This is a genomic window from Saprospira sp. CCB-QB6, from assembly GCF_028464065.1.
Taxonomy (GTDB): domain Bacteria; phylum Bacteroidota; class Bacteroidia; order Chitinophagales; family Saprospiraceae; genus Saprospira.
On sequence record NZ_CP116808.1, the window covers coordinates 3896784 to 3910063 of the forward strand.

Annotated in this window: 12 protein-coding genes; 7 read left to right on the forward strand and 5 right to left on the reverse strand. The window is 45.3% G+C overall.

Annotation, left to right across the window (positions count from 1 at the left end; translation table 11 throughout):
• Positions 1-75: 75 nt before the first annotated feature.
• The 5 genes from PPO43_RS14945 to PPO43_RS14965 form a co-directional block, all read right to left on the reverse strand.
• Positions 76-651: an RDD family protein gene (locus PPO43_RS14945; protein ID WP_272619240.1), complete on the reverse strand. Its 576-nt coding sequence runs from the start codon at positions 649-651 to the stop codon at positions 76-78.
• Positions 652-851: 200 nt separating this feature from the next.
• Positions 852-1355 carry an RDD family protein gene (locus PPO43_RS14950; RefSeq protein ID WP_272619242.1) on the reverse strand — a complete coding sequence of 168 codons (504 nt, stop codon included), beginning with the start codon at positions 1353-1355 and terminating at the stop codon, positions 852-854.
• A gap of 41 nt (positions 1356-1396) precedes the next feature.
• The gene (locus tag PPO43_RS14955) at positions 1397-1921 is read right to left on the reverse strand and encodes an RDD family protein (RefSeq protein ID WP_272619244.1); all 525 of its coding nucleotides are present in this window, start codon (positions 1919-1921) and stop codon (positions 1397-1399) included.
• On the reverse strand, positions 1921-2595 hold the full coding sequence (locus tag PPO43_RS14960; RefSeq protein ID WP_272619246.1) for an RDD family protein: 675 nt from the start codon (positions 2593-2595) through the stop codon (positions 1921-1923). Before PPO43_RS14960 ends, PPO43_RS14955 begins: the two co-directional genes overlap by 1 nt.
• 415 nt (positions 2596-3010) lie before the next feature.
• Positions 3011-4474, reverse strand: a complete 1464-nt coding sequence (locus PPO43_RS14965) for a T9SS type A sorting domain-containing protein (protein ID WP_272619248.1) — start codon at positions 4472-4474, stop codon at positions 3011-3013.
• A 255-nt stretch (positions 4475-4729) separates the two neighbouring features.
• Between PPO43_RS14965 and PPO43_RS14970 the strand changes: the two genes are divergently transcribed.
• The 7 genes from PPO43_RS14970 (at position 4730) to PPO43_RS15000 (ending at position 13097) form a co-directional block, all read left to right on the forward strand.
• Complete coding sequence (locus PPO43_RS14970) at positions 4730-5503, forward strand: hypothetical protein (RefSeq protein ID WP_272619250.1); 774 nt, start codon at positions 4730-4732, stop codon at positions 5501-5503.
• Between the two features lie 277 nt (positions 5504-5780).
• A complete protein-coding gene (locus PPO43_RS14975; protein WP_272619252.1) occupies positions 5781-7025 on the forward strand; it encodes a 3-deoxy-D-manno-octulosonic acid transferase in 1245 nt (414 codons plus the stop codon).
• Positions 7022-9736 (forward strand): DUF3352 domain-containing protein, encoded by a 2715-nt coding sequence (locus tag PPO43_RS14980; RefSeq protein ID WP_272619254.1) that lies wholly within the window; start codon positions 7022-7024, stop codon positions 9734-9736. The genes PPO43_RS14975 and PPO43_RS14980 overlap by 4 nt, the downstream gene beginning before the upstream one ends.
• A 362-nt stretch (positions 9737-10098) precedes the next feature.
• On the forward strand, positions 10099-10653 hold the full coding sequence (hpt, locus tag PPO43_RS14985; RefSeq protein WP_442985460.1) for a hypoxanthine phosphoribosyltransferase: 555 nt from the start codon (positions 10099-10101) through the stop codon (positions 10651-10653).
• A 5-nt stretch (positions 10654-10658) separates the two neighbouring features.
• On the forward strand, positions 10659-11339 hold the full coding sequence (gene trmD, locus PPO43_RS14990; RefSeq protein WP_272619259.1) for a tRNA (guanosine(37)-N1)-methyltransferase TrmD: 681 nt from the start codon (positions 10659-10661) through the stop codon (positions 11337-11339).
• A 7-nt stretch (positions 11340-11346) separates the two neighbouring features.
• Entirely contained in the window at positions 11347-12378 is a 1032-nt protein-coding gene (locus PPO43_RS14995) for a tetratricopeptide repeat protein (protein ID WP_272619261.1), read from the forward strand.
• Between the two features lie 110 nt (positions 12379-12488).
• Complete coding sequence (locus PPO43_RS15000) at positions 12489-13097, forward strand: TVP38/TMEM64 family protein (protein ID WP_272619263.1); 609 nt, start codon at positions 12489-12491, stop codon at positions 13095-13097.
• Positions 13098-13280: the final 183 nt, after the last annotated feature.

Genomic DNA, 13280 nt, shown 5'->3' on the forward strand with positions numbered 1-13280 from the left:
CTCGGCCCTGCGGCGGCAAGCCGCCTTGGTCTGGCCCTTCGGGCCACGGCTGCGCAGCGCTGGGCCAAGGACCTCTTAGGCCGCTTTTTTGCTTTTAGACCTCTCTTGCAAAAAAGTATTAAAGTATTTATCGTAAACGCTGAGCTGCTGTCCTTCTTGGCTATTTTCTTCTGTTCGTTTAAGAGCATAAAGGTAATTGCCGCCAAAAACGAATAGCATAAAAAAGAAGGCCAGCAGAATATTGCTCATCTGAAAGATGAGCAAGGGCCCACTAAAAATAAGCGTTTTTAGCGCCGCTCGTTTTACCCAAAGCCAATACCTATCTTCAGGCGAGCTCCAATAAAGGCCAAATAAATACTTGCCAAAAGTGGCCCGCATTGGAGAGGTTTCAAAGGCCCAGTTATAGGCAAAAAAGATCGCCGTGAAAAAGGGAATCCAGCTAATATTATTGCCCAATCGGTTGGCATTTAGGGCCTTTTTGATTTCCTCGGCAGGAGCATCAGCATTGATAGCTTGATAATAAATGAGGTAAATTTCCTCATGAAAAAGAGTAGCCAAATAAAGCGCCAAGGCAAAACAAAGGATAATGTCAAAAACTGTGGCAATGGTCCTTTTTTGTAAGCGTTGATTAACCACTTTGGATGTAGACATGCTATGAGGTTTAAAGTTGAAGGGCTAACTGTAGAATAGTTTGCGGATGAAGAGGAGCGAAGCGACTGGCCTAGCGATGTGAAAGGGTGGCGCAAAGCGCCAGCCCAAAGCCGCCTTTGGCGGCTGCAGGGCCGAGCAGACCTGCGAGCCCTGTAACGTAGCGCCGCAGCTTTGCTGCGGAGGCCCCAAAAAATAAAAAATTAGTTGCTGCTTGTCTTCTCAGGCAAATAAATAAGATGGCTATCGGTCAGGATACCGTGAATCATTTGTCCTTTGGGACTTTCATAAATTATTTTGCTAGCGATGAGGAGAATACCTAGGTAAATAAGGCCAGAAAGCAGAAAATAATTGTAATTAGAAACCGTGAGGATGAGTGGGGTATTGATGATAATGGTTTTAAATAATAGCCGAAAAAGGAATTGTAGGGTCGATAAGTTTTTCTCGTTAGCATCGACTAATTTCAGCTTTAAAAAATGTTGCATAGGGCTAGCCTGCCAGATAGACCAAGCCACATAATGGTAGCCTAGGGCTGTGGCAAGTTGGATGATCCACCAGTAGAGCCAGTAGTCTTGACGGTAGAATTCTGATAGTTGAGGACTAATTTCAGCCAGGAGGTTGAGGCTAATGGAGGAAAGAACAATGATGAGGAGACTATCTAGAACAAAAGTCATCAGGCGGGTACTAAGTTCAACTTTTTTATTCATCTGTTTTGCTAGCTATAGCCTTAAGTTTTGAATTTAAGAAGTTATCGCTTTTTCTTCTCGGGCAAATAGACAAAATGGCTATTGGTCAGTAGGTCATGAAACATTTGTCCTTTGGGATTTTCATAAATCATTTTGCTAGCAATGATGAGAGTACCCAAATAGATAAGGCTTGAGAGTATAAAAAAGTCGCGATCATAAATAAATAGAAAGAGGGGAATATTGATAATGGCTGCTTTGAGGAGCAGGCGGGCAAGAAAGCGAAAGAAAGATAAATTTTCTCCTTGGGCATCCACCAATTTGAGTCGAGCGATACGTTGTGCAGGGCTGGCATTCCAAACAGACCAAGCTACATAATGGTAGCTTAGGGCGATGGCAAGCTGAAGGCACCACCAATAGAGGAAGTCCTTTTGGGGAAGCAATTCCTGAATTTGCTGTCCAACTGAGGTATAGGGAAAAAGACGAATTTGTTCTAAGATGCCAATAAGGATGAAAGAAAAAACGATAATAACAAGGCTGTCTATCGTAAAAGTCATTAGGCGGGGGGTAATATCTACTTTTTTATTCATTAGGATTTATTTTGACGTTCCTTGAGTCGTTCTTCAGCCGTTTCTTCTGCCCAGAAGTCTTGCTCTAGCTTTTCGAGAGAGACTTTGGGTTGCTTTTCCTGCTTTTCAAGCGTCCAGCCCGACCAGCGTTCTAAGGCTAGTTGTCCTAATTCGGTATGTCGAGCGGCATTATAAAAGAGGCTTAATGCCATGAGGTAGTAAAGTCCTACCGCCAAAAAGAAGCCATCTTCTAGAAAGAGGACAAAGCTAAGGGGAAGAAGAAGAAAAAATATTTTGCTCCAGATATGAATGTGAATACTGCCCCAAGATAGGGTGGGACTGGCTTCTTTGTTTAGAGGCTGCCAATAAAGCCCCAGTAAGTGTTGGCCAAAGGTAGCTCGCCAGCTAGAGCGCAGGCCCATATATTGGTAGGCTAGGCTAAAGGCAATAAAAAAGCCGAGGGCAAAGGTGAAGTGGCTGCCATCGGGGGTGCCACCCCAAATTTCCAGCAGTTTATCCATCATTTTGGCGATAAACGGAATTTCCTTCATACTAATAAGTAAGCCAACAATCACGGCTAGGTGAATGGCGGTATCTATGCCAAGGGCCAAGATGCGTCGGCCAAAATGGGGGGGAGGTGTTAAGGTTTTTTTAGCCATATTGGGTGTGTTGAAATTAGTTTCTGTTTGGCCCATTTATCGGGATATAAGGGGTAGCTGAGAAATAGTAGCTGATAATAGCTAACGAATAAAAAAGCATAGTAAGGGATAAGGATTAAGAAAAAGCCCTTTTCTATGCAAATTAGAAGAAGAGGGAAGTTAAGGAGAAAAAGCTTATAGATTAGCCTTTTGAGTAGTTGTTTTTGATTTGGTTGCTCCCAAACTAAACCCAAAACTATTTTGCCCAAAGTTCGTTTAAAAACAGATTGACAAATATAACTGTAGGCAATATAAAAGCCAAGGTAGAGCCCCCAATAAAGGACTAAACTCGGAAGCTTTAGGGCAGCAAGAAAAGAAACAAGGCCCAACTTTCGACTAAAAAACAAGAGTAGGGCCATGAGGAGATGATCTAATAAAAAGGCAGAGAGTCTAGCGAAAAGCATCTTTTGAACTATTTTCCATGATGGATAAACTTAAAGCGTTCTTTTTCTCCATTTTGTTCAATTTCTACAAAGTAGACACCCGTATCTGCCTGAAAATCGACCTCATGTAAGCTACTTTCTGGGCTGGCTTTTTCATAAACCAATTGTCCGGTCATATTATAAATCCGAATAGTTGCAGCTTGCTCTTTTGCCATCTGTATGTAAAAATGGCCTTGGTTGGGGTTGGGATAGAGACGCTTAGATATTTTAAATTCAACTGTTTCTTCCTGATCATCAATGTTTTGGGGTGGACAATTGCTCCAAGTTGGAAGATCATAGGTTTTTAAACAGTTGCAAGATTTATCACTAAAAACCATTCGTCTTCCATCTGCTGAAAGGACAAGGGTCTCCCCAATTTTGCTGTTGGCTGTCCCCTTAATTATTGCTGCATTTTCTTCCCATTGCTCATTACACCAAACGTAACTATTGATGTAGCCAGAATGACGACCAGCGGTATCACTTTCTGGCGCAGCAATTACAATGATATTCCCATCAGCGCTAATAGCAGTGCGTTTTCCCAATAAACTAGTACTTTCAGGGCCTTTGATTTGCTCCCCTTTAATTTCTACCTGATTCCCATCAAATTGATAGACGTCAACCCGACCAGGATAGATACCTCGGGGAGAACCATAAGAGGTGGGCGTAGCCCCCTCTGGCTGTGCCATAATAAGATGAGTTCCACTAGCCGCAAAGGTGAGAGACATTGAACCAACTAAACTATAACGGCTGCTTGTCGAGTATGCAGGTTCCCAATATAAACCACTCCAGCGAAACACATCTACGTATTTTGTGTGTCGGTTGAAATACCCCCCTAAAATTGCTAAATACTGACCATCTGCACTCATTCCCACACTTCTACCATATTGACCACCGTAATATGCCCCCTCAAAAACAGGTTGAACTAACTGCCAGTCGTTGTTTTTCCAATGATAACTGTAGACCATCCCAACTGCCTCATAGAACTGGTATTGCAGCCCCGCACCAATAACTAAGCTTTCTCCATCTGCGCTCATCGCTATGGCCGACCCAAAACTGAGACTCCCATCAAAATGAGAGTTCTCTTGAATATCACTCCCTTTTTGTTGCCAATGCTGACCATCCCAACTATAAATTTTAACATAAGCTGTTGGCCGTCCTAGACTATCTGTACGAAAACATTGTAGGGCAACAGTTTGCCCGTCTGGACTCAAAACCATTGAACTCAAATCAGTTGTTGTTGGATCTATAAGCCGTTCTGCTCCTAAAATCCATCCAGCAGTATTTGTCCAATGGTAAATACTAACAACTTGGTTTTCTTTTACCGCTAAGGTTTGCCCATCAGCAGATAAGTTTACAAGCCCTTGCAGCATCAAGTCAGCTCCTGTATCTCGCCATTGCCCAAATAATAAGACCGATAAGAATAGATAGCTTATAGATAGGTAAAATCGTTTCATGGGAATAATATTGAGTGTTTTTAAATAAATTAGTCTATTGGGGGATATCATTATGACTTTGAACCTTTACTTAAGGTTGGAAGATATTAGGCAAAAATAGCGATCAGCTTACCTCCATAAGTGAATTTATTGGCATCTCTATCCAATACATCCCTCCATGAGGTTTTTGCCCTTTTGCTCTGGGCCTGCGTTTTCAAACTAACTTTATTTTTTTAGCTTTGCAGCCCGATCAACTGGGTTCAAAAAAACAATTTTATGCAACTGTATTTTTCACTTTTTATGGCCTGCTTCTTATTTATGGGCTCTACTTGGAGCCAAAAGAATGAGGAGGAAGGAAACTTACCCGCAGCCATTTTAATAGATATTGATTATGCCTTCCACTTGCCCGAAGGCGATATGAAAGCAGACTATTATCAATCTAATAGCGTTGGTGGACAATTAGCCTATCTTACACCCAAAAACTGGATCTTTGGCATCTCGGGCCAAGCCATTTTTGCCGATCGAGTAAAAACAGACGTTCTAGCTCCCCTCCGAGAAAGCAATGGACAACTGATTACTCTTTATGGCGATATGGGCTATACCTCTTTAGGGGAAAGAGGATTCATCTTTACAGGCCAAGTCGGCAAACTCTTTTCCCTAAATAATAAAAATCGCCGCCATAATCTAGAAGTCCGCTTAGGCGCTGGCTATATGGAACACTGGACGCGCATCCGCCTCATGACTAGAGAAGAAGAGCTCCCCCAACTCCAAGAAGATTACCTAAAAGGCTATGACCAACGCCGTGCAGGCCTAAGCCTACAACAGTTTATTGGCTATCGCTATATGAGCCGAAATCGCATGTTTAACTTTTTTGTAGGCCTAGATCTCAATCAAGCGTTTACCACTAGCGTCCGAGGCTGGGATTATCATCTTCGTCAAGCCGATACAAGTACTCAGTTTGATGTCCTTTATGGCCTTCGAGCTGGATTCTGCATCCCCTTCTATATTTATACTGAAAATACTCGTACTGACGAGCTAAAGTTTTACTAAGCCGTTTTGGGGCCTGCCGCCTTTGGCGGCCGGGCCCTTTCATGGCTCGCAGGTCTGCTCGGCCCTGCAGCCGCCTGCGGCGGCTTGGGTCTGCCGCTGCGCGGCACCATTACAGGCCCCTAGGCCGATACTGTAGGTTAAAACCTACAGCAAAATGGTATTGCTTCGCAAGCATTTATGAATGAGAATTAAAACCCTCATGAAATAAACTTTTCGGCCATCCTTTGATGAAAATTTTAGGCCCTCTCCCAAAACAAAAAACTAGAAATACAATATCATGGCGCTTTTCTTCTATCGCTTGGGACTCTGGGCTTATCAACTTGCCCTGCAGCTTGCTAGCCCTTTTGTCTCCAAGGCCAAACTATGGACCCAAGGCCGCCAAAATTGGCGAAAAAAATATGCGGAACAATTGGCCCAACTCCCCCCAAATAAAAAGCGCTATTGGTTTCATGCCGCTTCCTTAGGGGAGTTTGAACAAGGCCGCCCGCTATTAGAAGCCCTGCGCACCCAAGAACCCGAAGCGCTCATTTTGCTTAGCTTTTTTTCGCCTTCGGGCTATGAAAAACAAAAAAATTACGCCCTCGCCGATTGGGTGGGCTACCTGCCCATGGATGGACCAAAAAATGCCAAAGATTTTATTGCCCTTTTGGCGCCAAATCAAGCCTTTTTTGTGCGCTATGAGTTCTGGTATTACTACCTGAAGGTACTAAGCGAAAAAAATATTCCCTCCTATTTGGTCTCCGCTAATTTTTGGCCTGCCCTCCCATTTTTTAAGCCTTGGGGCAGCTTATTTAGAAAAATGTTGGCCCAATATCAGCAGATTTTTGTACAAGATGAATATTCTAAAAAATTGTTGGCTAGCATTGATTGTCCCGCTATTGTTACTGGCGATACCCGCCTAGATCGAGTTTTGCGAATTCGCCAAGAGGCTAAAAACTTTCCCCTAGTCCAAAAATTCAAAGGCGAAAATAAATTGTGGGTCCTGGGCAGCAGCTGGCCCGCTGACGAAAAAATTTGCCTGCCTTTTTATCTGGACCAATTGCAATACCAAAACTGGAAACTGCTCATTGCCCCCCACGAAATAGGCGAAGAACGCATTCGGAATTTGCTCCATAGCCTGCCTAAAGGCTTGGCTGTCCGCTACTCTAGCCTGAGCGAAAAAGAATTGTCGGGCCAAGAAAAAATCTTAATCATAGATAATATCGGGATGCTTAGCAGTCTCTACCGTTACGCCAATTTGGCCTATGTAGGCGGTGGTTTTGGCAAGGGAATTCACAATACTTTGGAGCCCGCAGTTTATCAAATTCCCGTTTTCTTTGGACCAAATCACAAAAAGTTTGTAGAAGCAACTGATTTAATTAACTTAGGCCTTGCGCAAGCTATCCGCAGCCAAGAGGAATTGGCCACCGCTTTTAAAGGGCTCAATTACGAGCTGCTGGCCCAAAAAGCCGAGCAGTATATCGCGGCGCAAGCTGGCGCTAGTCAAAAAATTCTAGACTACCTTAAGCAATCAACAGAGTGAAGTGGAGCATTAAGAATATGCAAGCAGGGCTAGCACGCCTTTGGTGGGTCAACATTTATCCGTTTTTATATTGGTTTCGGCTACCTTTGGCCGCAAGCAGCCTCTTTTTGGGCCTTTGCATTTTTACAGGTGTGCAGTTGGGCTGGTTTCGTGCACCTTTTTCTAGCCTTTCTCCCTTGGCCGCCGTCCCTTCAAGTAGCTCGGTCGTTATCGAAATTCGAGACTGGGAAAATAGCCAAACCCGCTTGGAATCGGCCCAATATGCCGAGGCGCTCAAAGCAATGGGCGCAACCGAACAATGGGTGGCGGAGCTATCGCTTTGGCAAAAAGAATTGACTCGGCTCAATATGGCCCGACATCCCTTCTCCAAAAAGCAAATTTTTACCGCCGTTCAGCTTAATGGAGCCCAAGCGCTTTCTTATCTACATATTGCGGCCCAATTTCCAAAAGAGCTGCGCCCCACTCAATTAGCAGCCCAACTACAAGTCCCTATTACAGATAAGCACAGCTATCGGGGAAGCCAAATTTATCAGCTGGAACTGGCCGGAGGGCAACGCTTTAGCCTTTGTCAATATGGTTCGCTATTATTATTTAGCCAGGAATCAGCCTTGGTAGAAGCGGGCTTGGAGCAACTGGGGAGCATTCGCTCTAGCCTAAGTTGGGAGCAAGATTTTCTGGCCCTACAAGATAACCGCAGCGATTCGGATCTCAGTTTTTATATCAATTTTCAGAATTTACCACTTTTGGCCAATTTGCTTTCTGGCCAAAGTCTCCCTTTTGTCGAAAGTCTAGCCAATGATTTTAGCTGGCAGGGCTTTGATTGCCGCTTTCAAGATCAACATCTAGTGGGCAGCGGTCAGCTGTATTTGGCCCAAAAAGATCCCTACTGGAGCTATTTGTTAAATGCGCCCACTAATGAAAATGGCCAAATCGCCGCCTATTTGCCCGAACAACTAGCCTTTGCCCTAACGGTCAATATCTCCGCTTTTGGCGATTACTACCGACAACAAAAAGAATTAGATCCTGATTTCTCTCGCTATATTTTGCCCTATCTGGGCCGAGAACTCGCCTTTTTCATGCAAGAACCCGCTCAAGAGGAAGATTTACAACCCGCTTATGCTGTGGCTCTGGCCTTAAAAAACCCTTTGGAAGCCAAAGAGAAACTTAAAAAGCTGGAAGGCGAAAAAGGCTTGTTGGATAGTATTCAATATCAGGGCGCAGAAATTAGAAGATTGGCCAAAAATGGCCTCTTGGCCCCCTTGTTCGGAGGTGAGTTTGCTCCCTTGCAAACGCCTTATTATCTGATTGCAGACAACTACCTAATTTTGGCCAATAGCCGCCGACAGCTAGAACGCTGGTGGGAGCAATACCAAAATAAAAAGATGCTGGTCCATAATCCCGTTTTTAAGGGCCAAGTAGAGCAGATGAAAAATCGCTCTAGCCTCTATTTCTTAATCAATACGCCTAATGCAGCCCTCTTATTCAAAAAGTTTTTGCGAAAAGATTGGCGAGAAGCCTTTGATCAACGCTTTTTAGCTTTTCGCTCTCTTTATCCCTTGGGCCTACAACTAACTGCCCATAAGGGGCATTTCCTCAGCACTTTTTCGGGCGCTACCCAAGCACTGCAAGAACAGGCTGGAGCCGAATTACTCTGGCGAGCTGCCTTAGATAGTAGTTTATTGATGCCACCCAGTCTTTTGCAAAATCCCAAAACAGGAGCCTATTTTATTGCAGCTCAGGATAAAGCCAAACGCCTATATCTCTTCAATAATGCGGGAGAATTGCTCTGGAAAAAAGCCCTGGGCGAGCAGTTATTAGGCCCTCCTCAATTGGTAGATTATTACAGCAACGGAAATTATCAATTGGCGGCCAACACCAAAAGTAAGATTTACATTTGGGAAGAAGATGGCGAACTGCTCAAGGATATTCCCTTGGTCATTCGGGCCCTAAATGCCGTGATGTCTGTAGACTATGGCCGAGGGTTACGCTTTTTTGTCTCTGCTGCCGATAAAAATATTTATGGCTTCGATAAATTTGGTAAACCCCTAGAAGGCTGGAACCCCAATAGCAAAATGGGCGCTTTGCGCTTCCCCCTACGCTATTTAGAAAAGGGCGATAATGATTATATTTTGGGCATGAGTGGGGCCGGCCAACTCTATTTTATGAAGCGCAATGGCGATCGAAGAATGCCCACTAAAAGCTTTAAAGGCTATTATCTCGATAATTTTTATTTGGACCTAGAGCAGGAACGCATTGTGGCGGGGGCTACCAACGGACAAATCGAAGTCTGTAACTTGCAAGGCAAGAAGTTTGGAATTCCACCCCCAGAAAAAAATATGAAGGGCGTTCAATTTGCTTATGCCGATCTTTTGGGCGACCTTCGCCCCGATTTTATGCGCCTGATGGGGCAGAAGTTGTACATTCATTATTATGATACGGCTCAAAGTCTGCAAGCGGCTCCTGTATATGAATATGAGGCACCACAAACAGACATTTTTCCGATTCGTTTGCTGGCCCAAGAAAAAGCATTTTTAGGTAGCTATTCGGCAACAAAGGGCCAGATTTATCTGATTGATGCTGCCGGAAAACTACAAAAGGGTTTTCCCATTGCTGCAGATGGTCCCTTTGTGGTGGCCGATCTTTTTGATGATAATAATAATGTCTTGCTCTGCAGCCAAGGCAAGGAGCTTAAGGCTTATAAGTTGCGTTAGGAAATGGATTTGGGGCTTGCCCGCCCTGCGGGCGGGCCGGGCTGTGCAGCAGCTCGCTGATCGCTCGGCCCTGCGCAAAAAAGCTGCGCTTTTTTGCTGGGTCTGGCCCTTCGGGCCACTGCCTACCATCCCTAAGCCGAGGGCCCAAAAGCTGGCCAGGCGGCCTTTGGCCCAGCGCTGCGGAGGGGGGCGGCGAAGCCGCAGACCCAGCCGCCAAAGGCGGCGCAGGGCCGAGCAGACCTGCGAGCCCCGCAGCATAGCGGCGGCCGACCTAGGCTTTGCCTAGCCGGCCGCGGGCCCCAAAAAAAAGAAAAAATAAATTGCTTGAAAAGCAAAAAGAAGAACAAAATAGAACAAACAAAATGAAAGCAGCAGGTCAAAATGTAAAGGTTTGGGACAAAGAATTTGCGCCCTTTATTTCTGCCCAGCAGATTGAGGAACGGATTGAGCAATTGGCGCGCAAAATTGAGCAGCGCTATGCCGAGGCCAAAGCGCCCTTGGTCATCTTGGGCATTTTGAATGGTTCTTTTCGCTTTGCCTCCGATTTGGTCAAGGCCTTGAATATGCCCCTGGAAATTAGTTTTGTGAAACTGCAATCTTATTCGGGCACTAGCTCGACGGGGCAGGTAACCGAAATGATTGGTTTGGACCTCGATTTGGAGGGGCGCGACTTGTTAATTGTAGAAGATATTGTTGATTCGGGGCGCACGCTTTACCATTTTTTGCCTAGTCTAAAGGCCAAAAACTGTTTATCGGTGGGGCTTTGCAGCCTATTGGTCAAGCCCGATGCCATGCAATATGAATTGCCGATTGACTTTGCGGGTTTTGCTGTGCCCAACGACTTTTTGCTCGGTTACGGTTTGGATTATGACAAGCGTGGCCGAGAATTAAATGATATTTATAAGGCGATAGATTAAGAAAAATGAGAATTGATATCCTTTCTGCGCAGCCTCAATTGATGGAGAGCCCTTTTGCGCATTCTATTATGAAACGGGCCCAAGAAAAGGGGCTTTTAGAGGTCGTTTTGCATGATTTGCACGACTTTTCTACCGATGAAAAATATCGCCGAATTGACGACTATCAATTTGGTGGTGGTGCGGGGATGGTTTTAGCCATTGAGCCCATTCATCGAGCCATTGAGCATTTGCGGGCCGAGCGGGATTATGAGCATATTATTTATATGACGCCCGATGGGCAAACTTTGAATCAAAAAACCTGCAATCGCTTGTCTTTAGCGGGAAATTTGATCATCATTTGTGGCCATTACAAGGGCATTGATGAGCGAGTGCGCGAGCATTTTGTGACTATGGAAATCTCTGTGGGGGATTATGTGCTTTCGGGCGGAGAATTGCCGGCTTGTATCTTGGTGGATGCCATTGGGCGCTTGTTGCCAGGCGTTTTGGGCGATGAATCTTCGGCTCTTTTGGATTCTTTTCAGGATGGCATTTTGGCGCCTCCTGTCTATACTCGTCCAGCCGATTATAATGGCTGGAAAGTACCTGATATTTTGCTGTCTGGCCATGAGCGAAATATCAATGCTTGGCGAGATGAGCAGGCCTTGTTGCGGACGCAGCAGCGTCGGCCCGATTTATTGGAGGAATAGGTACGCTATGAAGTTTTTACTCAGTTTATTATTTGTCAGCTCGACTGTCCTCGTTTTTGGGCAGTCGAGGCTGTCTACGCCCATGGAGATCATGGCGTTTATGGAGGCATCGCCCACCCAATACCGCATCGATCAATTGTATGGACCGCCGCCCAAGCGGGAGCGGCCTGTTTTGGCCAATGGCAATTATGTGGAAATTAAGGACAATCGAGAATATTTGCGGGATTATGCGGCTTTAGAAACAGAGGCGCATAAGGCCATCAAGGCCGAAGCTTTGGCCTTGGCCAATCGGGAGCGGCCCAAGTATAAAAAGATTCGCAAGTTGTATCAGCAAATCTTGGATGATATTCCGCAGCATGCGCAGATTTTGTCTTATATGGGCGACAGCTATTATCGACAAAAAAACTGGGAGAAAGCCCTTTTATATTTTGACCAAGCTTTGGCGGCCAATCCTATTGATTATGTGGCCCAGCGCCTAAAAGCAGAGGTTTTTTTATTGCAAAAAGACACGACAAAGGCAGCCCAAGCAATTGCCAAGGCCCATCTATTGAATCGGAACAATAAGCTATTGTTGCTTCGCTTGAAAGAAATTTGGGCCTTAAATGGCCAAACTTATGAATCAGCCTGGGGCTTTGATCCCAAATGTTATTTAGAGCGAGAGGCCGATACCGTCAGCATTGTAGCCGATGGGGTTTGGTTGACGTATGGGATGTACAAGGCCGTTTGGTCCTATGAGCCCGACTATCAGTACATCAAGTCGAGACAAGAGGTCTCTGATTTTCTCTTTCATGCTGAGTTGGAAGGGACCTTGGGTACCTTTTTGACCTATAGCGCCCTGCCCGAAAAGGGCCGAAGAATTGAGCCTGCACTAGAGGCTTTTGCCCAAGCCCTAGATGCCGATTTATTAGAAGAATACGTCTTTTATGAGGTTCTTTTGGTCGATCATCCCGCTTTGGCTGCCCACCTAACTGATGAGTTTGCTGCTCGGCTCTTAACCTACCTACAAGCGATTAGGAGTCAGGACTTTGGACGAGATTAAATTAACAGATTTATAACAGGGGAAGGGAACAATAAGCTGTTTAGAGTTGTATAAAAGGCTTAAGTTTAAAATGACTTTAAAACAGCAGAACAAAACTCCTTTTTCCAGCTATGGCAGCAAAACCTTTATCTATTGATTTACAGGCGATTTGGCGCAAGTACATCTGGCCTTATCGTTCTTTTTATTTGCTCGGGGGCTTCATTATTTTGGGCCTTATCGTTCTTTTTGCCACTCCTTTGGGCCTTTATCTTCGAGATATAGAGCAGCTTCGGCAAGATATACAGACTTTTGGTCCTTGGGGGGCTGTAATTTATGTGGCTGTTTTTCTTCTGGCCAGTTTGTTGGGCCTGCCGGGCTCTGCTTTTATGTTGTTGGCCATGCTTTTATATGGTAGTTTAGAGGGGGCGGCCCTGACCTATTTTGCCGCTTGGTTATCGACTTTGGCTACTTTTTATTGGGCCAAATTATTGGGTGGAAAAAATGCGCCAGAGGCCAAGGGCTGGCTCAAAAAATATGTAGAAAAGGTAGAGCGTCGCCCTTATTGGAGCCTAATTGTGATTCGGACTTTCATGCAGTTGTCGCCTTTTGTGGGTTATAGCTTGGCCTTTAGCCAAATGAAACCCAAAGACTATATTTGGGGTAATGCTTTGGCACTTTTGATCCCCATTAGCTATATGGCTTTGGCCTATGCTATCTTTGAGGCTGGTTACTTCTCCTAAATATATAAGAATTTGGGGCCCGCGGCCGGCTAGGCTTTGCCTAGCTCGGCCGCCGCTATGCTGCGGGGCTCGCAGGTCTGCTCGGCCCTTCGCCGCTTGGCCGCTCGGTCTGGCCTGCGGCCCCCCTCCGCAGCGCTGGGCCGCTCATCTTGAGTTGTTACTTTTGGCTGTCTTCTTCGGCCG